We start from the raw sequence: 25,480 nt of genomic DNA, 5'->3' as shown, positions 1-25,480 counted from the left end.
CTAAAAATTTATTTAAAATTCATTAAATTTTATAGAAACTAAGTTTTATTAATACAATTTTATATAATAATCACTAATTAATCATATATAACAACTGCAAAAAATATAGGATCTTAATCTAATGAAAAAAATCAATCATATCATTATATACATAAGAAAAAAACAAAAAAAACAAAACATTAATCAAAGCTTACATAACTTAATTGAATATCTAAAAAATAATAATATAAAATATTTTTTGGATTACAAAATAACAAAAATTTTTAAATTAAAAAAAGCAAATCCAGATTATAAACTAATAAAAAAATATGATTTAATTGTTGTAATAGGAGGAGATGGAAGTCTACTATCCGCAGCACAAATAGCTATTCAAGCTAACATACCAATTATAGGTATTAACCAAGGAAATTTAGGATTTTTAACAGACATATCTCCAAACAATTTAAAAAAAAATTTAAATTCTATTTTCTCCGGAAATTACCAAGAAGAAATTAGATCTTTACTTCATTTATCTATTTATAATGGAAAAAAAATATATTATCAAAAAGATGCACTAAACGATATTGTATTAAGTAAAGGAATAAAAACATATCTTATTGAATTCGATATTTATATCAATAAATATTTCGTAAATCACTATTGTTCAGATGGAATAATTCTGGCAACTCCAACAGGATCAACAGCTTATTCTTTATCAGCAGGAGGACCTATTGTTCATCCAAAACTTCATGCAATTATATTAACACCTATATCCTCACATAACTTAAATTCTCGACCTTTAATAATTGATCAAAAATCAAAAATAAATATAAAAATCAATAAACGTAACAAAAACACAATTTTCATCAGCTGTGATGGACAAAAATATACATTAATTAAACCTGGTCAGTATATATCTATTAAAAATAGTAACAAAAAACTTAGAATACTACATCCAAACAATTATCAATATTACAAAAGCTTAAAAATTAAATTAGGATGGGGATACAAAAACAAAAAAATAAACTATTCATAAAATAGATCCCAAAATTTTGCTCTAACAAAATATCTATTTATACTAATATAAATATAAAATCAAATTTATATTAATATCAAAAATATAAATTTGTTATATATAAGTAAATTTTGTCCTGCAATAAGGGCAAATTACAGTACTCATTTTTTTTATAGATAAATAAACTTTTGGATGAAAACCATATTGATTTGGAATTCTATTATTAGGACAACTTAATGGCAAATCAATTTTAGATATTAAAAATTCTTTTTTATTTTTAAACAATCTTTTTCCTCTACTTAATAAAAAATTATTATTTTTATACATTTTCTTTATCCACATTTAATATAAAAAATGATATTTAAATAATAAATCTTGTACCGTATTTACAATACGAGTATAAATATCACTTTTATCGCAACAAAAAAAATAACCATCTCTTCTCCAACGTCTTAACCAAGTTAATTGTTTCTTTGCTAATTGACAAGTAGATTTGATTCCTTTGTTACACATATTTTTATAACTATAATAACCTAATAAATATTCAATTACCTGTTTATAACCTATAAGCTTCATGATAGGAGACGATAAAGATAATTTCCATTTTACAATTAATTTATTCACTTCTCCTACCAAATCTTTAGATAACATTTTCAAAAAACGTACAGAAATCCTTTCGTATAACCAAAATCGATTCTCTGGATACAAAATTAAATTTATAAAATTAAATTTAACATCACTTTTCTTTAAAAGATAATAAGATAAAGGTTTTCCGGTAAAATAATATACTTCAAGACCTCTTTGAATGCGTTTTTTATCACCAGAACAAATTTTGGAAGCAAATAAAGGATCAACACTTTTTAATTTTTCGTATAAATAATTCCATCCATATTTTTTTGCTTTATATAGAACATATATTCGTATAGAATCACTACATTCTGGAGAATAATATAAACCATTCTGTAAAACATTAAAATACATCATAGAACCACCTACTAATAAAGGAATTTTATCTTTTCTTAAAATATTTTTTATACATAAAAATACATCATTATAAAATTTTGCAACTGAATAATATTCACAAGGATTTAAAATATTAATTAAATAATGAGGATATTCTGATAATATCCTACTACTTGGTTTATTTGTTCCTATATTTATCTCTTTATAAACCATACCAGAATCCACACTAATAATCTCAAAAGGAAACTTTCTATACAAAGCAATAGCAAGAAAAGTTTTCCCCGAAGCAGTAGGACCCATTAAACAAAAAACTGTAGGTAATTTCATTTTTTTAAAAACAAAATTTTTAACAACATTACTAACTAATTTTAATTGAAAATAAAATCTTATATTTTAATTATTTCTTATCAAAAATAAAAATATTAAAAAATCTTAAAATTATATACTCATTAAATTTTATTAATAAAATAATAACCCATTTTATACAACATTGCTATCTTACTATTAAATGGAACATTTTCTTCAAAAAAACATTTTAAACCAGAAAAAATTGCGTATGCAATCTTCATTCGATAAAAAGATACGTTTAAAAATTTTTCTTCCTTTGGATTAGATATAAAACCTATTTCTATTAATATAGATGGTATATCCAAGGATTTTAATATCATAAATCTGGCTTGCTCTACCATAGAATTATGTAAATCTATTACATTATTCAAATAATATAATACCCTTTTAGCTACACCAAAGCTAATCCTCATTGTATCAATTTTATAAAAATTAGAACAAACTGATGTTAATAAATTACTGTTACTATTAATTCTCGAAAACTTATATTTTTTACATCTAAATAATATTTTGTTAATTGATAAATATTTAAGATATTTTCTATCTTTTTTTATATTCGATAAAGTAAAAACTAAAGCACCACTAGATTTTTTATCTAAACAAGAATTTACATGAATAGAAATTAATAAATCAGCATTATATCTTTTAGCAATCAATAATCTATCTCTTAATGAGATATAAGAATCTTTTTTTCTAGTTAAAAACGCATGCATACCAACTTGATTATCTATTAACTCTTTAAGATATTTTGCTATTATTAATGTAATATCTTTTTCTTTACTGGAATCTAATCCAGAAGCTCCTGGATCTTTTCCTCCATGTCCAGGATCCAATATTATTACTAAATTACGATATAAATTTCTAATATTAAAATACCTTATAAAAAAATCTGAAATATAATAAATAATTTCCTTTTTTTTAAAAAAATCTTTATTACTTATTAAATAAATAAAAAGCTTTTGATTTAAACAAAAAAAATCTAAAACAAACTTAACCTTAACAGAAACCATCCTATTAATATTAAAAATCAAACGTAATATATTATTATTAACATAAAATTTACTTACATTCGTAATTAATGAACCCTTAAAAAAAACTTTTTTAAAATCAAACACTAGAGGTTTAATACTTTTTAAATCAACAATAATTCTATTTGGTTTACTTAAAACAAAAACATGACATATTACTAACGAACTATATCTTAATAATATATACGTTTTATATTTTTTTTTTTTAATATTGATAGATATTGATTGATCAATATTGTCAATAAAACAAAAAATAAACAACAAAAAAATAAAATTTACAATATAAAAAATAAAAAATAAAACTTTATTAAAATAAACTAATAATTCTTTCTTATTAAACATAAATTTAATAATTTATGTTACAGATAAAATCCTAACTTAGACATTATTATTTCCCCTTTTTTACTTAAGCATTGTAAAGATAATAATCTACCCCATTCATATAATGATAAAACAAAATTAAGATCAACATACTTTTTAATAAATGGATAAATAACCTCAGGCCACTCAATACAACAAACAGAATTTTGCAATAAATAATCCATAATTTCAATATTATCTAATTCACAAATATTATTTATTCGATAAAAATCAAAATGATAAATATTTATATTTTTCATAGAATTTTGATAACTTTCAACGATAGAAAATGTTGGACTCACAACTTTATCTCGGATTCCCATATTTTTTAATAAAATTCGAATAAGAGTTGTTTTTCCTACCCCTATATTACCACTAAAAGTTAAAATTAAAGGAGGAATTAATACTTTAACCAATTGTCTAATAATACTTTGGAAACATCTTTTACTTAAAATTTTAAAAAAATATTTTTTTTTCATAACTTATTTTCATATTTATACATAACAATAAATATTGTCTAACACAATATATTTTTTATCATTATCATAAAAATAATCACTATTTTTACAATTCTTCACTTATAAATAAAAATACTTATTAATAGATAATATTATTTTTTTACAAATAAAAATCAAATAAACTATCTATTGAAAAAAATTTATATTCCTTTGTAACCAAAACATTAAATCACTAGCTAATAAACCACGTTCACCATTTATAAATGCAGCTTGAGAACCAGATATTCCATGAACCCATACTCCTAATATAACAGAATCTCTGATAGATAGACCCTGCGATAGTAATCCACCTAACACTCCACTTAAAACATCACCCATTCCACTACTAGCCATTCCAGGATTCCCTTCACAACAAAGATAAGGAATATCTTCTTGATCAGTATAAATAAACGTATCATATCCTTTAAGAACAACAGCACCACCATATTTATTTTTTATTTTTTTTAATGCTTTGTAACGATCTTCTTGAATTTCTTTAACTGTACAAGATAATAAAGATGCAGCCTCTCCAACATGAGGAGTTAAAATCCAATTATTTTTATAACAATTCTTAAATTTTGATAAAATTCTCAAAGCAGAAGCATCCACAACAGTAACAATATTCGATAATATTATCTTTTTAAATAAAAATCTCGTACATGTATCTTCTATCAATCCAGGTCCAATTACACAAACCGTTGACTTTTTCATTAATTTAATAAATTGCAATATATCTTTAAATTCATAAACCATAACTTCAGGTAAACTAAAAGAAAATTGATTTACATATTCACTTTTAGTAAACACAATTACTGAGCCAGCACCAACTCTTAATGCAGCCTTAGCAGACAAATATACAGATCCAGGCATTCCATAATTTCCGCCAATAATTAAAACACGACCAAATAAACCTTTATGAGAATTTTTTTTTCTTTTCAAAAAAACTATATCTTTATACAAATAATTATTTAATAAATAAACTGTAGGATTAACATCTGAACAAGTATTATCAGATTGAAATGAAATACAAACTATTTCTCCACAATAATCAGGACCATCTAAAATTAATAAACCCAATTTAATTACTAAAAATGTTATAGTTAAAGTAGACTTTATTGCTCCACATTGAAAAATGCAACCAGTATCTCCATCTATTCCTGATGGAATATCTAAAGATATCACAGGCAAAAAACTATTGTTAATCCTATTAATGACATTACTTATTTTTTCTGTATTTATAAAAAAATCTTCATCATCGTCATCTATTCCAATTAAAGCATCAATAATTAAATCTACATTACTATCTATACAATCATCAATTGTTTTATAAACAAAATTAATTTTAAACTTATTAAGTATTAATTTTTGAATTAATAAAGATATTGATTTAAATAAATTACACTGATATATCATCATAGTGTATCCGTTTTCATATGCAAACTTCGCTAGCATATAACCATATATAGCATTGAAACTACTTCCACAAAATATAGCAATTGTTTTAACCATAGGATATCTATAATTAATATTTAATAAAATATTCTTTGCAATCTTTTTAATTAAATCGCTATCAGTTAAATTAAATATTTTTAATATATTTTTTTTATATAAAAAAAAATCTTTTTTTCTATATACAGAAAAATATTTCATAATTTTTAATAAAAACTAAAACAAAAATATATAATTATTGTATATAAAATTCGAAAATAATATTCATACATTAACGCTTAGAATATTGGGTTGATTTTCTAGCCTTATGCATTCCAAACTTTTTCCTTTCAACCGTTCTTGAATCACGAGTTAATAAACCATTAGATCGTAATTTTTTTCTATAAAATTGAGTAGAATATTCTTCATTTAACTGATCATCATTTAATAAAACACTATTAAAAAATTTCCTTTCATCATAATTTACTAAAGCTCGTGCTATACCTAAACGAATAGCACCTGCTTGCCCAGAAATTCCTCCACCATAAACTTTAACATTTATATCAAATTTATTCATAGAACCTATAACCATCAATGGTTGACAAATTAATACACAAGCTACATCCCCAAAGTAATCTTCTAAAAAACGATTATTAATTTTGATTTTACCACTACCAATCGATAAAAATACTCTGGCAACTGAACTCTTTCTTCGTCCAGTTCCATAAAAATAAATATTATTAACATTCATATTTATCAACTCCCTCAAATATCTATATTTTTAGGATTTTGAGCCTTATGAGGATGTTTTAATCCTAAATAAATTTTTAATTTTTTAATTATAGACCTTCCCAAAGAATTTTTAGGCAACATTCCTTTTAAAGCCAATCTAATAATATGTTTCGGATTCTTTTTTTTTAACTGAAAAAAATAAATACTTTTTAACCCTCCAGGATATCCTGAATGTCTATAATATTTTTTTTCTTTAAATTTTTTTCCAGTTACCAATATTTTTTCTGCATTTACTATTATTACATAATCTCCATTATCTAAATGTGGAGAATATTCTGGTTTATTCTTTCCCATCAAAATAATAGCTACCTTGCTTAAAAAACGACCTAAAATTTTATTAGAAGCATCAATAATATACCAATCACGTTTAATTTGTTTTTTTTTCAAACTAAATGTTTTCATATTAAACTCCATAAATACCTTCAAAAATAGAATTTTTATTACATAGAATTAATATATAAATAATTTCTATTTAAAAGATCTCTTATGTATTATAATATAATAATTTAATTTATTATTATTTTACATATACCTTAATACAATTGAGTGTTCTTTTTCTAAAGAATTAACAATAAAATTTATTGTATCATTTATTTCACTATCCGTCATTGTTCTATCAAACCTTTGAAAAACAAAAGAAATAGTAACACTTTTTTTATTACTAGGTATTAACTCACCAACATAAATATCGCAAACACCAAAAAACACTACATTTCTGAACCTTACTAATTTACTAAGTATATTTTCTATATTACAAATATTCATATTTTTATCTACCAAAAAAGATAAATCTCTAGAAATTTTAGGAAATCTTGAAAATTTTTTGTATTTTTTTGGCACAAACGTAAAAATTTTTTTAATTTTTTCTAAAAACAATTCAAATAAAATAATTCCTTCAGGCAAAGAAAACATATTTGCAATATATGGATTCAATTTTCCACACCATCCAATACAATCTGAACTAAAAACAATTTTTACTGACTGTCCAGGATGTAAAGCTTGATTTGCAAAAGAAACAAAACAAATATTTTTTATATTTAAAATAGAAAAAATTAATTCTAAATCTCCTTTTATATCATAAAAATCAAAATTTTTTTCTGAATACTTCTTCCAAGATAAATTATTATTTCTCTTTCCTAATAGTAAACCAGAAATACAAAAAGTTTCTTCCAAATATCCATTTTTATTAAAAAATACTATACCAGTTTCAAATAATTTTATAGATTCTTCTTTACGAAAAATATTATTTTTCATAGACATAATTAATCCAGGCCATAAACTTGTTCTCAAATACGAAAATTTTTCAGACATAGGATTAACTAATGATAAAACTCCTTTACTACCAAACAAAGCATTTTGTAAAGAAGGATCTGTAAAACTATAATTTATCACCTCACTATACCCTCTATTTACTAGCAATAAAGAACATCTTTTAGATAAAAGATCAATAGAATCTATAGAACTAATTTTCAATAGAGAAACTATTTTTTTTCCAATAATTTTATTATACCCATAATATCTAACAATTTCTTCAATTAAATCTATTTCTGATTCAATATCAAAACGATATATAGGAATAGTTACAATCCAATGCATATTATTTTTTTTTAGAAGTACCATATTCAATAAATGAAATATATTAGTTACTTTTTTTTCAGATAAATAAAAACCCACCAACTTTTTAAAATTATTAAAATTAAAAAAAATCTTTTTCCTAGATGGAAAAAATTTTTTATTGAATACTTTAAATACCGAAGAAAGATTTCCTCCCAGAATATTTTTTAAAAGATCTGAAACACGTTCTAAAGACAAAGATAGCAAACTATAATCTATACCTCGAGAAAATCTTTGAGAATATTCAGTATATATATTGTATCTTTTAGAAGCTGACAAGATCAAATGTGGATCTAAAAAAAAATTACTAAAAAATAAATTTTTTATATTTTTATTACAACATATAGAACTATTATGTATCAAACCAGGTAATGCTAAAATTTTATTATTACTGCACATTACTAACGTTTTATCATCTAATATTATCTTTTTTCCATCAAAAGATTCAAACTGTTCTCCACAATAAGATAATCTAATAATAATACTATTTTCATGTATAAGATCTAAATCAAAATAAAAAATAGGAATACCAATTTCTAATACAACATAATTAATAATATCTACTATTGGTGAAACAATTTTAATATCAGATCTATTTAAACGCTCTTTCATCCAATCAGGAGTATAAGACTGACAATTAATATCTCGTATAATTCTTCCATTATAAATTGGACAAAATTTAAAATCATTTACATAAATATTTAATTCTTCATTAATGTCTTTTTCAATAAATAAATTACTAAAAAAATTTTTTACAGGAGCCCCCATAAAAGAAGATACTTCTCTGGCTATACCCAATACACTAAAACAATCAGAACGATTAAAGCTTAAAGCAATATCTAAAACATTATCTTTTAACAATAAATATTTAGATAAATCTGCACCAACAGGTGCCGTTTCATTTAAAATTAAAATTTCATCAACATTATCACTCTTTGTATAAAAATTTAAATTATAATATGTGCATAAAATTCCTTGAGAAATTTCTCCAAATATTAAATCTTCTTTTACAATAAATTTATTTAATAATTTCGAACCAATTATGGCACAAGCAACTTTACTACCTATATAAATTTCCTCAGAAATCTTGCAAACAACCTGTATGATATTAAGATTTTTATCTATTTGTAATTTACATATCATTAATCCATTTTTTTTTGGATGACGTATTATATCAATAACTTTTACAATTTTAACATTCGAAACACCACTAGAAACTGGAAAAACTGATTTAACTTCTAATCCTAAATTAGTTAAAATATCTACTAATTTATTAGTATCAACAGAAAAATCAATCCACTCACGTAACCAAAATTCACTTACTCTCATTATACTTATATCAAAATAATTAATATGTATTTACAAATATCTCTAATAAAACTAACTCTAAAATGAAATTATTTTATACAAATTGTTTTAAAAAAGATAAATCATTTTCAAACATTATTCGTATATCATCAATTCCAAAATATAACATTGCTAACCTATCTAATCCTATTCCAAAAGCTAATCCCTGATAACCCTTAAATGCACTATTTATATTATTCAATATATTTGGATGTACCAAACCACATCCAAGAACTTCTATCCACCCCATAAACTTACACAATTTACACCCAGAACCTAAACAACTTACACATCTAATATCCACTTCAGCAGATGGTTCAGTAAATGGAAAATAAGATGATCTAAATCTGAGTACTACTTTCTTTTTAAAGAAATAATTAAAAAAATCTTCTAATAACCATTTTAAATTAGATAAATTAATAGTTTTATCTATCCATAAACCTTCTACTTGATGAAACATTGGAGTATGAGTACGATCAAAATCTCTTCTATAAACTTTTCCTAAAGATATCAACCTTAATGGAGGCGAACATGTTTTTATTGTTCTAATTTGTATAGTAGTTGTATGAGTTCTTAATAACTTATTACTATTATTGATATAAAAAGTATCTTGTGTAGTACAAGCTGGATGATAATCCGAAATATTTAATGCCTCAAAATTATAAAATTTTGTTTCTATTTCAGGCCCATTTATAAAGTCAAATCCAAAATAACTAAAATAGTCATAAACTATATACTTTACTTGAGTAATTGGATGAAAAGATCCACAATGATTATTACGACCAGATAAAGAAGTATCTAAATATTCAGTTGATAACTTTTCTAATAATTCTTTTTTTTTTAAAAATTTTTTTTTATTTTTAAATAAAACCTCAATCTCATTTTTTACTTTATTAATTTTATTCCCTACAATAGAACGTTGATCAATAGATATATTTAATAAATTTTTAATAATTTTTTTTAAAAAACCATTTTTTCCTAAATATCTTGTACGAATTTTTTCCAATAAAAAGATACTATCAACTCCATCAATAGCAATTTGAATTTCTTTCTTTAAAGTATCAATATCTTTTTCCTTCATAATAAAAATTATTATTTTTTAAACAAAAAATTATTCTTTATGAAATAAATATTTAATTCAAAACAGAACATTAATTAAAATTAAATTCTTCAATGTACTAAATTAAATCAATTTTTTTTAATAATTCTAAAAAAATAGAATGATTATAAACAGCCATATTTGATAATATCTTTCTATTTAAAGAAATACCCATTCTTTTTAATTTATATATAAACTTACTATAAGACAATCCATATTCTCGAACTTTAGCATTAATACGTATAATCCATAGAGATCTAAACTGCCTTTTTCTTTGTTTCCGATCTCGATAAGAATATTGATTAGCTCTAATTACAGCTTGTTTTGCTACGCGAAAAACACGACTTCTAGCGCCATAATACCCTTTTGCTTTTTTTAAAATTTTCTTATGACGTTTTCTCGATATTATACCTCTTTTAACTCTAGGCACTTTAACCTCCAAACTTATATAATTTTAATATCGAATATGTATCACATTTCTTTAAAAACTTACTAGATACACGCAAAGAACGTTTCCTCTTAGAGGATTTCTTAGTAAGAATATGATTTCTATTAGAATGTCTATATTTAATCAAACCATTACCTAAAATTTTAAAACGTTTTTTAATACCACGATGTGATTTTAATTTTATCATTTATATGATCCTATATTTGTCAAAAAATACAAATAACATATTGTTATAAATCAACTTTATTTCTTTGGACCTAAAATTATTAATAATTGACGCCCTTCACGTTTAGTTTTTTGTTCTACAATACCATACTCCATAGAATCTTTCTGCAAACGATCCAACAAAGATATACCAATCTCTTGATGAGATAATTCTCTCCCTCTAAACCTTAAAGTTATTTTTACTTTATCTCCATCTTTTAAAAATCTAATTATATTACGCAATTTAATCAAATAATCTCTTTCATCTGTTGTTGGTCTAAATTTAATTTCTTTTAAATTTACTTTTCTTTGCTTTTTTTTAGATTCAGAATATTTTTTATTTAAATTAAATATAAATTTTCCATAATTCATTATTTTACATACAGGAGGATTTGCTTTTGAAGAAATTTCTACTAAATCATAACTTAATTCTTTTGCCATTTTCAATGCATTATCTAAAGAAACAATACCAACTTGATTACCATCTATATTTATCAAACGAACTTCTTTAGCAAAAATTTGCTCATTAACTTTAACATTACAATTTTTAAAAATACTATAATATTTATTATTCTTAATAATAATTTATATCTCCTAAACATTTTGCTTTAGCCTTTAAAGCCACAGCATGTTTTAAAAAATTACACATTAAATCAACATTCATCAAACCTAAATTAATTCCTTCTCTGGTGCGTATAGAAACCATATTATTTTTTTTCTCTTCATCTCCTACTATTATTAAACAAGGTATTTTTTCTATAGTATATTTATAAATTTTCAAATTAATTCTTTCTCTTTCCAAATTACATGCTACTCTAATACCTTCTTTTTGTAAAATTTTAGTAATCTTTGTTGCATAATTATATTGTTTTTCACTAATAGGTAATATAACTACTTGTACTGGTGATAACCAAAACGGAAAAGAACCAGAATAATGTTCTATTAAAATACCTAAAAAACGTTCTAAAGATCCTAAAATAGCCCTATGTATCATAACAGGAATTTCATATTTATTGTTACTTGATATATACATTGCTCCCAAATTTTTAGGCATAAAAAAATCTATTTGAATAGTTCCACATTGCCAAATACGACCAAAATTATCTAATAAAGAACACTCTATCTTTGGACCATAAAAAGATCCTTTATTATTAATACCATTCCATTTTATATTTTTATAAATTAAAGAATCTTTTAAAGAACTTTCAGCAATATCCCATATAGAATCACTACCAATTCTTTTTTTAGGTCTAAATGCTAAATCATATTGAATATTGCTAAAACCAAAATCCATATAAACCAATTCAATAATATTAATAATATCAACAATTTCATTTTGAAGTTGTTTTTCAGTACAAAATATATGAGCATCATCCTGAATCATATTCCTTAATCTCATTAAACCATGCAATGATCCAGAAGGTTCATTTCTATGACAATTTCCAAATTCAGAAAATTTAATCGGTAGTTCCTTATAACTATGAATTTTTTGATTATAAATTTGGACATGACATGGACAGCTCATAGGTTTTATAGCATAACTTCTTTTATTTGTATTTATAAAAAACATTTCTTTATTAAAATTTCTGTAATGACCAGATAATTCCCACAATTTTTTATCTATTAACTGAGGTGTTTTAATTTCTTGATATTTATTTTTACATAACAAATCTCTTAAATACGTTTTTATAAGATTTAAAATTAACAAACCTTTTTCATGCCAAAAAACCATACCAGGAGCAATATCTTGAAAATGAAATAAATCCAACTTAATTCCCAATTTTCTATGATCTTTGGATTTTAAATTCTCTATATTTTTAAAATATAAATCTAAATCACTTTTAGTTTTAAAAACCACACCATATATACGTTGTAACATTTCATTTTCAGAATTCCCTTTCCAATAAGCACCTGAAACTTTTATCAATTTAAAAAAATTTAAATACCCAGTAAAAGGTACTTGAGGACCTCTACATAAATCCGCAAAATCTCCTTGTTTGTAAAGAGAGAATACAGAACTTTTTGAAATTTTTTTTATAATTTTTACTTTATATATTTCTTTTTTTTCTTTAAAAAAAGAAATAGCTTCAATATAGTTGAATTCAATTCGTTCAATAGAATAATTGTTTTTAACAAACTCATACATTTTATTTTCTATACGATGCAAATCATTTAAATCAAATGAACGTTTATAATAAAAATCATAATAAAATTCCTCTTTTACAGATGAACCACTTACCAATAAAACATCAGGAAATAAAAACTTAACAACATTTGCTAAAAGATGCATCATAGAATGACGTATTATAAACATTGCATCATTATCGTCTTCAGTAATGATTGATAAAAAACTATCTTTATCTATAAGATAATTAACATCAACAAATTTATTACCTATATTACCGGCTAATATCTTCTTTTTAGAAAAGAAATCAATAGTTTTAGCTACATCTAAAACTGTAACAGGAGAATCAAAATATACACTCCTATTATTAGAAAACTTAATATTTGGCATAATTTAATTCATTAAAAACCTTTATTAATAAAGGTAAAATAAAACATACAAAAAGTTCACATAATAATTAGGCACGAGTGGAATCGAACCACCAACCACCACCATGTCAAGATGATACTCTACCATTGAGCTACGCGCCTTTTTCTCTTTTAAAAGAACCTATTTATAGCAAATAATAAAAAAGTATTATTAAAAATAAACCTGGTAATCACCTACTTTAACATGAAGAAGCTTCATACTATCATCGGCGCATATTCGTTTCACTTCTGAGTTCGAAATGGGATCAGGTGGTTCCAAATCGCTATAATTACCAGGAAAAATTCTAATATATCTTAGAATAATTAAAATATTAATTAATAAAATATCAAAAAACTAACAATAAAATTTTATATTATATGATCAAGACAATCAGCCTATTAGTACGAGTTAGCTACACTCATTACTGAGTTTACACATCTCGCCTATCAACGTTGTAGTCTTCAACGAGCTTCAAGGGAAAACTTATCTTGAGGTTGGCTTCCCACTTAGATGCTTTCAGCGGTTATCCTTTCCAAACATAGCTACCCGGCTATGCAACTGGCGTTACAACCGGAACACCATAGGTTTGTCCACTCCGATCCTCTCGTACTAGGAGCAGCTCCTCTCAATTTTCCTACGCCCACGGCAGATAGGGACCGAACTGTCTCACGACGTTCTAAACCCAGCTCGCGTACCACTTTAAATGGCGAACAGCCATACCCTTGGGACCTGCTTCAGCCCCAGGATGTGATGAGCCGACATCGAGGTGCCAAACACCGCCGTCGATATGAACTCTTGGGCGGTATTAGCCTGTTATCCCCGGAGTACCTTTTATTCGTTGAGCGATGGCCCTTCCATTCAGAACCACCGGATCACTAAGACCTACTTTCGTACCTGCTTGACCTGTCAGTCTCGCAGTTAAGCACCCTTTTGCCTTTACACTCTTAGTACGATGTCCGACCGTACCGAGGGTACCTTTGCGCTCCTCCGTTACTCTTTAGGAGGAGACCGCCCCAGTCAAACTACCCACCATACATTGTCCTTAAGCTTGATTAAAGCTTGAAGTTAGAATTCCAATAACAACAGGGTGGTATTTCAAGGTCGGTTCCACATGAACTGGCGTTCATATTTCATAACCTCCCACCTATCCTACACAATTATTATCAAAATTCAATATAAAGCTATAGTAAAGGTTCACGGGGTCTTTCCGTCTAGCCGCGGGTATACTGCATCTTCACAGCAATTTCAATTTCACTGATTCTTGGGTGGAGACAGTGTGGCCATCGTTACGCCATTCGTGCAGGTCGGAACTTACCCGACAAGGAATTTCGCTACCTTAGGACCGTTATAGTTACGGCCGCCGTTTACCGAGGCTTCAATCCATTGCTTCAAAATCATAAACTGATTTTTAACAATATCAGTTAACCTTCCGGCACCGGGCAGGCGTCACACCCTATACTTCTTCTTACGAATTTGCAGAGTGCTGTGTTTTTAATAAACAGTCGCAGCCACCTATTCTCTGCGGCCAAATTAAGCTCAATTATGATTAATATATAATATCACTAAATATGGCATACCTTCTCCCGAAGTTACGGTATTATTTTGCCTAGTTCCTTCACCCAAGTTCTATCAAGCGCCTTAGTATTCTCTACCTATCTACCTGTGTCGGTTTGCGGTACGTATTTTTATAAGTTAAGGTTAGTAGATTTTCTTGGAAAATGGCGTAAACAACTTCTTCACACCTATTCGGTCAAATCCTTTAGCACCTTAACGATATATATACTATTGTATATATAACGGAACGGGATTTTCCTCATTCCTCGTTTATATGCCTCTACCAGAAATCCAATAACTGGCTTGCCTAGCCTTTTTCGTCCCTACAAAATCACCACTTATAAAAAGTTCAGGAATATTAACCTAATGTCCATCGGCTACGTCTTTCGACCTTACCTTAGGATATCGACTAACCCTGCCCCGATTAACGTAGGGCAGGAAACCTTAGACTTTCGGCGAGGAGGTTTTTCACCTCCTTTATCGTTACTCATGTCAGCATTCGCTCTTCTGATACCTCCAGTTTACTTCACAATAAACCTTCTACGGCCTACAGAATGCTCCCCTACCTATTTACATTATTTTTTTTATACATAAAAATATATAAAAAAATATATAAATATCGTAGCTTCGGTGAATAATTTAGCCCCGTTAAATCTTCCGTGCAAGATGACTCGACCAGTGAGCTATTACGCTTTCTTTAAAGGATGGCTGCTTCTAAGCCAACCTCCTGGATATCTATGCCTTCTCACTTCGTTTTATCACTTAATTATTACTTTGGGACCTTAGCTGACGATCTGGGTTGTTTCCCTTTCCACAACGGACGTTAGCACCCGCTGTGTGTTTCCCATGATACAATTAATCCGTATTCGTAGTTTGCATCGGTTTAGTAGGTCATTCAAGACCCCCTAGCCGAAACAGTGCTCTACCCCAGATAATTATTCTCATAAGACGCTACCTAAATAGCTTTCGGGGAGAACCAGCTATCTCCGAGCTTGTTTAGCCTTTCACTCCTAGCCACACCTCATCCGATAATTTTTCAACATTACCCGGTTCGGACCTCCAATTAGTGTTAACTAATCTTCATCCTGGACATGGCTAGATCGCCCGGTTTCGGGTCTATTCCTAGCGACTATACAAACCAAAAAAACAAACGCCCTATTAAGACTCGATTTCTCTACGGCTCCCTTATAAAAAGTTAACCTCGCCACTAAAAATAACTCGCTGACCCATTATACAAAAGGTACGCAGTCACTAATAAAAACATACCTATAAAATAGAATTTTAAGTACATTATTTTTAGCTCCCACTGCTTGTACGCAAACAGTTTCAGTTTCTATTTCACTCCCCTCTCCGGGGTTCTTTTCACCTTTCCCTCACGGTACTTGTTCACTATCGGTCAGTAAGTAGTATTTAGCCTTAGATGATGGTCCACCTATCTTCAACCAAGATTTCTCGTGTCCCGGTCTACTTATTAATGTACTTAGTCTCCGCACAAATAATATATACAGGACTTTCACCTTCTATGGTTAACTTTTCCAAATTATTCTATAATTTATTAAATGCGTAACTTACACTGGCTGTTTCCCTTTCGCTCGCCACTACTTAGGAAATCTCAATTTTGATTTCTTTTCCTCTAGATACTAAGATGTTTCAATTCTCTAGGTTCGCTTTTAAACTCTATTTTATTTAAGTTTAAATGACCAATAAATTTGGTCAGGTTTCCCCATTCGGACACCTTTGATTCTTTCGCCTGCTTTCAGCTTATCAAAGATTTTCGCAGAATGCCACGTCCTTCATCGCCTCTTACTGCCTAGGCATCCACTATTTGCGCTTACTTTTCTTGATCATATAAAATAAAATCTCTACAAAAATTTTATTATCTAATTTGCTTGTGTATACCTAAATGCATTTTTCCAAATTGTTAAATAACAAAAAAACATATAAAAAAACCTCATGGAGTCGGGGAGAATTGAACTCCCGACCATCTGCGTGCAAAACAGAAGCTCTACCAACTGAGCTACGACCCCCCAAAAAAAATAAAAAACTTATAAAAACATAAAAACAAACTAATCAGACACAATAATTAAATTATGATTTCTTATTCTACTTACTTCGTAAGGAGGTGATCCAGCCGCAGGTTCCCCTACGGCTACCTTGTTACGACTTCACCCCAGTTATGAACCACACCGTGGTCAACGTCCTCCTAAAAATTTTAGGTTAAACTATTGACTTCTGGTGCAACCCACTTCCATGGTGTGACGGGCGGTGTGTACAAGGCCCGGGAACGTATTCACCGCGACATGCTGATTCGCGATTACTAGCGATTCCGACTTCATGAAGTCGAGTTGCAGACTTCAATCCGGACTACGACTCGCTTTTTAGGATTGGCTCCAGGTCTCCCTTTGGCTACCCTCTGTACGAGCCATTGTAGCACGTGTGTAGCCCTACCCATAAGGGCCATGATGACTTGACCTCATCCCCCCCTTCCTCCGATTTTTCATCGGCAGTCTTCTTAGAGTCCCCGACTTTATCGATGGCAACTAAGAACAAGGGTTACGCTCGTTACGGGACTTAACCCAATATCTCACAACACGAGCTGACGACAGCCATGCAGCACCTGTATCAGCGTTCCTCCCGGCACTTTAACATCTCTGTTAAATTCGCTGTATGTCAAGGGTAGGTAAGGTTCCTCGCGTTGCATCGAATTAAACCACATGCTCCACCGCTTGTGCGGGCCCCCGTCAATTCCTTTGAGTTTTAATCTTGCGACCGTACTCCCCAGGCGGTCAACTTAACGCGTTAGCTTCGCTACTTATCATTAAATAATGACCAACAGCTAGTTGACAACGTTTACAGCATGGACTACCAGGGTATCTAATCCTGTTTGCTCCCCATGCTTTCGTGCCTCAGTGTCAGTTTTGGGCCAGGTAGTCGCCTTCGCCACTGATGTTCCTTCCGATATCTACGCATTTCACTGCTACACCGGAAATTCCACTACCCTATCCCATACTCTAGTTTGGTAGTTTTATCTGCACTTCCTAAGTTAAGCTTAGGTCTTTCACAAATAACTTACCATACAACCTACGCACCCTTTACGCCCAGTAATTCCGATTAACGCTTGCACCCTCCGTATTACCGCGGCTGCTGGCACGGAGTTTGCCGGTGCTTATTCTGTAAGTAACGTCCAATATAAAATGTATTAAATTTTATATTCATCTTCCTTACCAAAAGTGCTTTACAACCCTCAGGCCTTCTTCACACACGCGGCATTGCTGGATCAGGGTTTCCCCCATTGTCCAATATTCCCCACTGCTGCCTCCCGTAGGAGTCTGGGCCGTATCTCAGTCCCAGTGTGGCTGACCGTCCTCTCAGACCAGCTACTGATCGTTGCCTTGGTAAGCCTTTACCTTACCAACTAGCTAATCAGACGCAGGCTGCCCTTAAAGCGTTAGGCCTATATTGGTCCCCAACTTTTCTCCATAGAGAATATTCAGTATTAGCCTAAGTTTCCCTAGGTTATCCTAAACTTTAAGATACATTCCTACGTTATACTCACCCGTTCGCTACTCGCCATCAATTTAAGATTTAACTCCTAAATTATGCTGCCGTTCAACTTGCATGTGTTATGCATGCCGCCAGCGTTCAATCTGAGCCAGGATCAAACTCTTCAGTTTAATTCTCTAGCATTTATTTTACATATTTACTAGCTATATACCACTTTACTATTCATAACTATCATAAAGTGTCCTCATAGTCTGTTTTAAATTTTTAAAGAACTTTATCTATACTAAGAATACAAAATATTATACTTACTTAATAAATTTGTCAAACTTTTTATATGAAATATATTTTTCCATTATTTTTTTAAAATAAATTTAGAAAAACGTAATTTACCAACTTGTATAATATATATTTTATTTTCAAAAAATCGCACAGATAAATCAAAAATACGTTTACCATCAATTTTAACAGCACCTTGTTTTATTAAACGAAAAGATTCAGAATTACTTCGAGAAAAATTTAAATGTCTCAAAATATTTATAATAGACAACCCTTCATCATATAAAATAGTTTCTATAATTAAATTCTCTGGAACTAATTTATTTCTAAACTTATCTATAAATATCTTATGTGCCAAATTAGCATCTTTACGAGTATATAAAAACATAACTAATTCTTTAGCTAACAAAACTTTAACATTCATTATATCTAATCCACTAATCTTTTTTGTTTGACTAAATAAATCGAATCCACACAAAGATTTTAAATCTAACACTTTAATATAATGCCACATTGTATTATCTGAAATAGACATAATTTTTCCAAATATCTCTTCAGGAGATTCATTAATTCCAATATAATTATTAAAAGATTTTGACATTTTTCTAACACCATCTAAACCTGTCATCAATGGCAGCATCATAACACATTGTGGTGTCAATCCATATTTCTTTTGAATCTCTCTTCCAATCAATAAATTAAATTTCTGATCAATACCTCCTACCTCAACATCAGCATTTAGAACCACAGAATCATAACCTTGTAACAAAGGATATAAAAATTCATTAATTAAAATAGATTTTTTCAAAGAATATCTTCTTCGAAAATCTTCTCTCTGAAATATTCTAGAAACAGAACACTTAGACATTAAACTAAAAAAATCTTCAATACTCAAAGTATTTAACCATGCAGAATTATAAACTATCTTTGTCTTATTTCTATCAAGAACTTTGAATATTTGTTCCTCATAAAATCTAATATTATTCCAGATACTTTCTTTGGAAAGAGGTACTCGAGAAACACTACTTCCACTAGGATCACCTATCCTAGCAGTAAAATCACCAATTAAACAAATAATCTGATGCCCCAACATTTGAAATTGACTCAATTTCTTAAGAATGAGAACATGACCTAAATGCAAATCTGCAGATGTTGGATCAAAACCAGCCTTAATAACTAATTTCTTCTTACTTTTCAATTTATAAATCAATTCACTAATCGATATAATTTCACAACATCCAGAAATTAACTTATCGTACCAAACTTGTTTTTTTGAACTGTAAATTTCTAACATATATAATTCATTATTAATAAACAAAACTTTAAAGTTTACATAAATACAACAAAACAAATAATTTTTACTAAAAAACAACTATTTGTATAACATCAGTTAATACCGTTATTTATCTAATTAAAACTAATTTCTTAAAAAAAAAATGAAAAATAACAATACTAGAAGCAATCCCAAAAAAATCAGCCAGTAAACCAACCAAAACAGTATATCTCGTATTTTTAATACCTATAATACCAAAATAAGTAGTAATAATATAAAAAGTAGTTTCTGTACTACCCATCATAATAGCAGCCATTTTAGCAATATCAGAATTTCCTCCATATTCATGCATTAATTCAGCCATAATTCCTATAGAAGCACTACCAGAAAATGGCCTAATTAATATTAATGGTAACAATAAAGAAGGAATACCTAATTTAAATAATACAGGATGAAGAATCTTCTCAATTATTTCAAAAAAACCAGATGAACGTAACATACCAACAGCAACTATCATAGCTACTAAATATGGAACCAAAACAATACTAGTTGAAAACCCATCCTTAGCTCCGGAAACAAAAACATCAAAAACATTAACCCTTACAAAGGCAGCATAAACAAAAACAAAAATAAAGAAAAAAACAAATAAAAAACTAAAAAATTTACTTAAATCAATAAACATATTGTCATATCCCACTATAATAAAACTCTTTACTTATCTACCTGATAAGTATAATATTTCTCAAAGATTTTCGTAAAAAAAATAGCCACAATAGTAGATACTGATGTAGCTAATAAAATAGCGTACACAATTTTTCCAGGATGTAAATTTCCATTCATAGAAAGCAAAGCAAGTGTAGTTATAGGAATAACTTGAATACTAGAAATATTAATAGCAACAAAAGTACACATAGAATTAGTAGCATAATCTACATAATTATTTAATTTATGTAACTCCTTCATTGCCTGCAATCCAAACGGAGTGGCAGCATTAGATAAACCTAAAATATTAGCAATTATATTTAATGACATGGCTTTAATAGCTGGATGAAAAATTGGAATATCCGGGAATAAAACATACATAATAGGTTTAAGAATTCTAGACAAATAATTAATTAAACCGGAATCTAAAATAACTTTCATAACACCTAACCACAAGGCCATTATTCCAGATAAATTAATGGCAATTTGAAAACCAAACTTAGCAGACTTAATAATAGATATCATCAATTGATCTATACGATTTTGAATAATCGCACTAATAAACGATAGTATAATCATACCCAACCAGATTAAATTTATCATTTTTAAACCATATATTTTAAATAAAAAAATATTATTCTTTTTTAAATATCTATTTATACCATCTTAAAATACTTTTGATAATAACTAAATTAACAATTTTTTAAAAACTAAACTAAAGACATAATAAAAATCTACTAAACAAAAATAAATAATTTACTATAATTCAATAATATTAACTATACAACATATCTAATTTAAATTAGTAAAATATTTATATCTATAATAAAACTTAAAATTTTATAACAAAAACTTTTATTTAGTTTTATTAACATAAGTTTCCTTTAAAAAAAAGGCTAAAATAACAGCAATAATAATACCAATAGGTATGCTAGATAAAGCAAATTGATAATCAATCCTAGTATATAAATCTTTAACCCTATTAATATTATCTATATTACCTAAAAAAACTTTACTTGTATGCAGTGACAAGCTTAAATCTAATAAATTTCCTACAAAAGGTTGCAAAAACATCGCTCCAAGCATCACTATCATATTTGTAACAGCCATTGAAGTACCAGAATATTCTTCAGATCCTATTTCTCTACCAATAACAAACACAATACATTGAACGCTATATAATATACCCAAAATAAATACCAAAAAATTAATTGAACATTTACTTAACCAAGGATAATATAAAATTATTAACATAACACCTGCTGCTCCAGAAGCTCCAAATAACATTGGTATCTTACGACATCGTAATCTGTCAGATATATATCCCATTAAAGGAGCACCAACAGTAAAACCAAAAAATAATAAAGAATTAGCAAAATTAGCTTCTTCTTGCGTAAAATTACAAGCATGAACTAAATAAGGAACTCCCCATAATTCAGCAAACACAGTTGTAGGTAAATAAACCAAACATCCAAAAAAACCATTTACCCAAATTTGTTTATTACAAATAATAACACATAAACTTATAAAACTTTTTTTAAAACTTAAATACAAATTATCAGAAACTTCATATTGTTTTTTATCTCTAATACCAATCCATAACATAATAACTAAAAAAAATCCAAAAAGAGCAGTAAAATTTATAGCTCTTTTCCAACCTACAGCAATCACTAACTCTCCAAGTAAATTATCTGCAATCATAGCACCAATAGTTCCTAAAGATGCAGTTATTCCTGCTATTAAAGCTAACTTATCCCTTGGAAGCCAAATTGTCGCTAATTTTAAAACACCAACAAATGCAAAAGAAGATCCAAATCCAACTAAAAATCTTCCTACCGCAGCAATCCAAAATATATTTGTATTAGAAAATACAAAAGTACCTATAACACAAAAACAACAAGCTACTGTTAAAGATAATCTAGGACCATAATAATCTAATAACATTCCAACAGGTAATTGCATTGGAACATAAGCACAGTAATAAAAAACAGATAAAAATCCAAATCCAGTAGCTGACAAATGAAAATACTCACGCAAAGAACTCTCCATAACACTGGGGAAAATACGTAAAAAATATTCATAACTATAATATAAAGCACTAAGACCACATATAAACCAATAAAATATTGTACATTGTCTTTTTTTATTATTTAAAAATATTTTATTTTCTATCTTTTCTTCATACATAAAAAAATCCTAAATTTATATGAAATTAACATAAAAACTATATTTCTTTTAAAACATGTTTACTCATCAAAATTTCATTAACTTTATGTAAAAACAAATTTTTTTAAAAACTAATTTTCATTAGAACATAATTTTAATTTAATACTCAATAAAATAAAAACTAATAAAAAAATTTAATGTTTTAACAAACAAATATTATAACAATAAGTATCTTATTTAAAAATAAAATTCAAAATATAAAAAAGGCGCTACACAAGCGCCAATACTAACTATACATAATATATATACTTTTATAACATTATTAATTTTAACTTTATTAAAAAACAAAAATATCTTACTTTATTTTATAACGATCTATAAACTTTTGAACTCTACCACCTGCACTAACTATCTTTTGCGTTCCTGTATAAAATGGATGACACTGAGAACAAATTTCAATATTCAAACTTTTATTTAAAGTTGAACCAACAATAAAATAATAACCACAATTACACCTAACTTCTATATCAGTGTATTTAGGATGTACTAAATCTTTCATTAACATTCTCCAATTTCATATATATTATGAAATATATTAATAATTATTAATTTTTATCTACTAATAATTTTTAATAATAACAACAAAAATCTTTATTTTAATTCATATCACAAAAAAAATTTTTATTCAATAAATAATCTATTATAAATAAACTCACCTACAAAAGCATCTAACCTACATAATTTAATACACACCATACTGGTGCATGATCTGAAGGTCTATTTAATCCTCTAAGATATTTATCAATTCCAAAATCTATACATATATTCAATAAACTATTACTTAATAATATATGATCTATACGAAAACCTTTATTCAATTCAAAACTATTAAATCTATAATCCCACCAACTAAAACATTGTTCATATTTCAATAATAAACTAAAAATATCCTTAAAACCTAAAGACAATATTTTAAAAAAAAAATTACGTTCAACTTTACTGACTAACAAACAATCTTTGATTCTTTTAGAATCATAAATATCACTATCTCCTGGAGCAATATTAAAATCACCCAAAATAATTATTTTTGAATAAAAACATAATTGACTCTTAATAAAAGAAATCAAATCTTTTAACCAAATTAACTTATACAAAAATTTTTCTGAACCTATATTAAATCCATTTGGAACATATATATTAATAATCCTAATATCTAAAATCGTAACAGCCAACAAACGAGAACCTAAATATCCCAAATTCTTATAATTAATCACACTATTATTCATGATTGGAAATTTACTTATAATAGCAACTCCATTATAAGATTTTTGACCATTAAACACTGTATAATAACCTAAATCAAAAAAAATTTTTTCCGGGAAATTTTTATTTTGTAATTTAGTCTCTTGCAATGCTAATACATCTATATTAAAAAATTTAATCCAATCTAAAACATAACTCAAACGAACTTTTAAAGAATTAACATTCCACGTAGCAAATTTAATCAAAACCAATTACCATTATATTCAATAATCAAAGGAGCATGATCAGACCAACGATTTTCTTTATAGATATTAACATTACACACTCTATTTGCTAAACCTTTTGTAACAATCTGATAATCAATTCTCCAACCTATATTATTCATCCAAGATTTAAAATTACGATAACTCCACCAAGTATACTGATTTTTACTCTTATTTAATACACGAAATGCATCTACTAAATCAAAATCTTCAAATATCTTATCCATCCATTTCCTTTCTTCTATTAAAAAACCAGATTTTTTTTGATTACCACGCCAATTTCTAATATCTATCTTTTTATGTGCAATATTAAAATCTCCACAAAAAATAATTTCCTTTTCAGATTTTTTTAAACTCAACAAAAACTTTAAAAAATTATTTAAAAATTCATACTTTACCTCTTGCCTATAACTTCCACTACTTCCAGAAGGAAAATAAACAGATGCAACACTAAATTTTGAATAATCAAATTGTAAATATCTACCTTCATTATCACATAAAAAAAAATCTAAACCAAATTTAACATGTTTAGGTTTATAACGAGAAAAAATTGCTACACCACTGTAACCATTTTTTTTAGCACTAAAATATGTACAAAAATAATCTTTAAAATTATAAACACTTTCCTTTGGTAAAAAAACTCTACTTCTTTCTATCTTAACTCTCACTTCTTGAATACACACTATATCAGCATCTTGTGTAAATAACCAATCAAAAAATCCTTTTTTTATAACTGAACGAATTCCATTAACATTAAAACTGATAATCTTCATTAAAAATATAAACTAACGTTTTATTAAATAAATAATAATCATTTAAAAAAA

General features: G+C 27.3%; 21 protein-coding genes, 2 tRNA genes and 3 rRNA genes. 1 reads left to right on the top strand and 25 read right to left on the bottom strand.

Annotated features, from left to right (window positions below):
* Positions 1-121 precede the first annotated feature (121 nt).
* Positions 122-1,015, top strand: a complete 894-nt coding sequence (locus RQL38_RS02140) for an NAD(+) kinase (protein WP_338521424.1) — start codon at positions 122-124, stop codon at positions 1,013-1,015.
* A 93-nt stretch (positions 1,016-1,108) separates the two neighbouring features.
* Here RQL38_RS02140 and RQL38_RS02135 read toward each other — a convergent pair whose 3' ends face one another.
* The 25 genes from RQL38_RS02135 to RQL38_RS02015 form a co-directional block, all read right to left on the bottom strand.
* On the bottom strand, positions 1,109-1,321 hold the full coding sequence (locus RQL38_RS02135; protein ID WP_338521423.1) for a zinc-finger domain-containing protein: 213 nt from the start codon (positions 1,319-1,321) through the stop codon (positions 1,109-1,111).
* 15 nt (positions 1,322-1,336) lie between these two features.
* The gene (gene miaA / locus RQL38_RS02130) at positions 1,337-2,284 is read right to left on the bottom strand and encodes a tRNA (adenosine(37)-N6)-dimethylallyltransferase MiaA (RefSeq protein WP_338521422.1); all 948 of its coding nucleotides are present in this window, start codon (positions 2,282-2,284) and stop codon (positions 1,337-1,339) included.
* Between the two features lie 122 nt (positions 2,285-2,406).
* Positions 2,407-3,675 (bottom strand): N-acetylmuramoyl-L-alanine amidase, encoded by a 1,269-nt coding sequence (locus RQL38_RS02125; protein ID WP_338521420.1) that lies wholly within the window; start codon positions 3,673-3,675, stop codon positions 2,407-2,409.
* 17 nt (positions 3,676-3,692) lie between these two features.
* Complete coding sequence (gene tsaE / locus RQL38_RS02120; RefSeq protein WP_338521419.1) at positions 3,693-4,172, bottom strand: tRNA (adenosine(37)-N6)-threonylcarbamoyltransferase complex ATPase subunit type 1 TsaE; 480 nt, start codon at positions 4,170-4,172, stop codon at positions 3,693-3,695.
* Between the two features lie 165 nt (positions 4,173-4,337).
* Positions 4,338-5,840, bottom strand: coding sequence for an NAD(P)H-hydrate dehydratase (locus RQL38_RS02115; RefSeq protein WP_338521418.1), 1,503 nt, complete (start codon positions 5,838-5,840; stop codon positions 4,338-4,340).
* Positions 5,841-5,910: 70 nt separating this feature from the next.
* Positions 5,911-6,369, bottom strand: a complete 459-nt coding sequence (rpsI, locus tag RQL38_RS02110; protein ID WP_338521416.1) for a 30S ribosomal protein S9 — start codon at positions 6,367-6,369, stop codon at positions 5,911-5,913.
* Between the two features lie 14 nt (positions 6,370-6,383).
* Positions 6,384-6,812 carry a 50S ribosomal protein L13 gene (rplM, locus tag RQL38_RS02105; RefSeq protein WP_338521414.1) on the bottom strand — a complete coding sequence of 143 codons (429 nt, stop codon included), beginning with the start codon at positions 6,810-6,812 and terminating at the stop codon, positions 6,384-6,386.
* 120 nt (positions 6,813-6,932) lie between these two features.
* A complete protein-coding gene (gene pheT, locus RQL38_RS02100; RefSeq protein WP_338521412.1) occupies positions 6,933-9,353 on the bottom strand; it encodes a phenylalanine--tRNA ligase subunit beta in 2,421 nt (806 codons plus the stop codon).
* A 73-nt stretch (positions 9,354-9,426) separates the two neighbouring features.
* Complete coding sequence (gene pheS / locus RQL38_RS02095; protein ID WP_338521410.1) at positions 9,427-10,452, bottom strand: phenylalanine--tRNA ligase subunit alpha; 1,026 nt, start codon at positions 10,450-10,452, stop codon at positions 9,427-9,429.
* A 97-nt stretch (positions 10,453-10,549) separates the two neighbouring features.
* Complete coding sequence (gene rplT / locus RQL38_RS02090; RefSeq protein ID WP_338521408.1) at positions 10,550-10,900, bottom strand: 50S ribosomal protein L20; 351 nt, start codon at positions 10,898-10,900, stop codon at positions 10,550-10,552.
* Position 10,901: 1 nt separating this feature from the next.
* A complete protein-coding gene (gene rpmI / locus RQL38_RS02085; protein WP_338521406.1) occupies positions 10,902-11,105 on the bottom strand; it encodes a 50S ribosomal protein L35 in 204 nt (67 codons plus the stop codon).
* Between the two features lie 56 nt (positions 11,106-11,161).
* Positions 11,162-11,677, bottom strand: a complete 516-nt coding sequence (gene infC, locus RQL38_RS02080; protein ID WP_338522011.1) for a translation initiation factor IF-3 — start codon at positions 11,675-11,677, stop codon at positions 11,162-11,164.
* Between the two features lie 19 nt (positions 11,678-11,696).
* A complete protein-coding gene (gene thrS / locus RQL38_RS02075; RefSeq protein ID WP_338521405.1) occupies positions 11,697-13,637 on the bottom strand; it encodes a threonine--tRNA ligase in 1,941 nt (646 codons plus the stop codon).
* A gap of 68 nt (positions 13,638-13,705) precedes the next feature.
* Positions 13,706-13,777 (bottom strand) — tRNA-Val (locus tag RQL38_RS02070).
* A 59-nt stretch (positions 13,778-13,836) separates the two neighbouring features.
* Positions 13,837-13,952: ribosomal RNA gene (gene rrf / locus RQL38_RS02065) — 5S ribosomal RNA — on the bottom strand.
* An 80-nt stretch (positions 13,953-14,032) separates the two neighbouring features.
* Positions 14,033-17,055 (bottom strand): 23S ribosomal RNA (locus RQL38_RS02060).
* 108 nt (positions 17,056-17,163) lie between these two features.
* Positions 17,164-17,236 (bottom strand) — tRNA-Ala (locus RQL38_RS02055).
* A gap of 88 nt (positions 17,237-17,324) precedes the next feature.
* Positions 17,325-18,883 (bottom strand): 16S ribosomal RNA (locus RQL38_RS02050).
* The 16S, 23S and 5S rRNA genes sit together here with 2 tRNA genes alongside, the layout of an rRNA operon.
* Before the next feature lie 182 nt (positions 18,884-19,065).
* Positions 19,066-20,283 carry a tyrosine--tRNA ligase gene (gene tyrS, locus RQL38_RS02045; protein ID WP_338521404.1) on the bottom strand — a complete coding sequence of 406 codons (1,218 nt, stop codon included), beginning with the start codon at positions 20,281-20,283 and terminating at the stop codon, positions 19,066-19,068.
* A 109-nt stretch (positions 20,284-20,392) separates the two neighbouring features.
* Entirely contained in the window at positions 20,393-20,944 is a 552-nt protein-coding gene (locus RQL38_RS02040; protein WP_338521403.1) for a nucleoside recognition domain-containing protein, read from the bottom strand.
* A 29-nt stretch (positions 20,945-20,973) separates the two neighbouring features.
* Complete coding sequence (locus RQL38_RS02035) at positions 20,974-21,567, bottom strand: nucleoside recognition domain-containing protein (RefSeq protein WP_338521401.1); 594 nt, start codon at positions 21,565-21,567, stop codon at positions 20,974-20,976.
* A 252-nt stretch (positions 21,568-21,819) separates the two neighbouring features.
* The gene (locus RQL38_RS02030; RefSeq protein ID WP_338521399.1) at positions 21,820-23,151 is read right to left on the bottom strand and encodes an MFS transporter; all 1,332 of its coding nucleotides are present in this window, start codon (positions 23,149-23,151) and stop codon (positions 21,820-21,822) included.
* 334 nt (positions 23,152-23,485) lie between these two features.
* Positions 23,486-23,689, bottom strand: coding sequence for a 50S ribosomal protein L31 (gene rpmE, locus RQL38_RS02025; protein ID WP_338521398.1), 204 nt, complete (start codon positions 23,687-23,689; stop codon positions 23,486-23,488).
* Between the two features lie 169 nt (positions 23,690-23,858).
* Entirely contained in the window at positions 23,859-24,638 is a 780-nt protein-coding gene (gene xth, locus RQL38_RS02020; protein WP_338521396.1) for an exodeoxyribonuclease III, read from the bottom strand.
* Positions 24,635-25,429, bottom strand: coding sequence for an exodeoxyribonuclease III (locus RQL38_RS02015; protein WP_338521394.1), 795 nt, complete (start codon positions 25,427-25,429; stop codon positions 24,635-24,637). Before RQL38_RS02015 ends, xth begins: the two co-directional genes overlap by 4 nt.
* Between the last annotated feature and the right edge of the window lie 51 nt (positions 25,430-25,480).

Source organism: Candidatus Legionella polyplacis, assembly GCF_037013735.1.
In the GTDB taxonomy this organism is placed as follows: domain Bacteria; phylum Pseudomonadota; class Gammaproteobacteria; order Legionellales; family Legionellaceae; genus Legionella_E; species Legionella_E polyplacis_A.
This window is presented reverse-complemented; position numbering and strand designations above follow the sequence as displayed.

Bases quoted from the DNA above. Each gene is read 5' to 3' on its own strand.
- RQL38_RS02140 (WP_338521424.1), top strand. From the start codon at position 122: ATGAAAAAAATCAATCATATCATTATATACATAAGAAAAAAACAAAAA.
- RQL38_RS02135 (WP_338521423.1), bottom strand. From the start codon at position 1,321: ATGTATAAAAATAATAATTTTTTATTAAGTAGAGGAAAAAGATTGTTT.
- miaA (WP_338521422.1), bottom strand. From the start codon at position 2,284: ATGAAATTACCTACAGTTTTTTGTTTAATGGGTCCTACTGCTTCGGGG.
- RQL38_RS02125 (WP_338521420.1), bottom strand. From the start codon at position 3,675: ATGTTTAATAAGAAAGAATTATTAGTTTATTTTAATAAAGTTTTATTT.
- tsaE (WP_338521419.1), bottom strand. From the start codon at position 4,172: ATGAAAAAAAAATATTTTTTTAAAATTTTAAGTAAAAGATGTTTCCAA.
- RQL38_RS02115 (WP_338521418.1), bottom strand. From the start codon at position 5,840: ATGAAATATTTTTCTGTATATAGAAAAAAAGATTTTTTTTTATATAAA.
- rpsI (WP_338521416.1), bottom strand. From the start codon at position 6,369: ATGAATGTTAATAATATTTATTTTTATGGAACTGGACGAAGAAAGAGT.
- rplM (WP_338521414.1), bottom strand. From the start codon at position 6,812: ATGAAAACATTTAGTTTGAAAAAAAAACAAATTAAACGTGATTGGTAT.
- pheT (WP_338521412.1), bottom strand. From the start codon at position 9,353: ATGAGAGTAAGTGAATTTTGGTTACGTGAGTGGATTGATTTTTCTGTT.
- pheS (WP_338521410.1), bottom strand. From the start codon at position 10,452: ATGAAGGAAAAAGATATTGATACTTTAAAGAAAGAAATTCAAATTGCT.
- rpmI (WP_338521406.1), bottom strand. From the start codon at position 11,105: ATGATAAAATTAAAATCACATCGTGGTATTAAAAAACGTTTTAAAATT.
- thrS (WP_338521405.1), bottom strand. From the start codon at position 13,637: ATGCCAAATATTAAGTTTTCTAATAATAGGAGTGTATATTTTGATTCT.
- tyrS (WP_338521404.1), bottom strand. From the start codon at position 20,283: ATGTTAGAAATTTACAGTTCAAAAAAACAAGTTTGGTACGATAAGTTA.
- RQL38_RS02040 (WP_338521403.1), bottom strand. From the start codon at position 20,944: ATGTTTATTGATTTAAGTAAATTTTTTAGTTTTTTATTTGTTTTTTTC.
- RQL38_RS02035 (WP_338521401.1), bottom strand. From the start codon at position 21,567: ATGATAAATTTAATCTGGTTGGGTATGATTATACTATCGTTTATTAGT.
- RQL38_RS02030 (WP_338521399.1), bottom strand. From the start codon at position 23,151: ATGTATGAAGAAAAGATAGAAAATAAAATATTTTTAAATAATAAAAAA.
- rpmE (WP_338521398.1), bottom strand. From the start codon at position 23,689: ATGAAAGATTTAGTACATCCTAAATACACTGATATAGAAGTTAGGTGT.
- RQL38_RS02015 (WP_338521394.1), bottom strand. From the start codon at position 25,429: ATGAAGATTATCAGTTTTAATGTTAATGGAATTCGTTCAGTTATAAAA.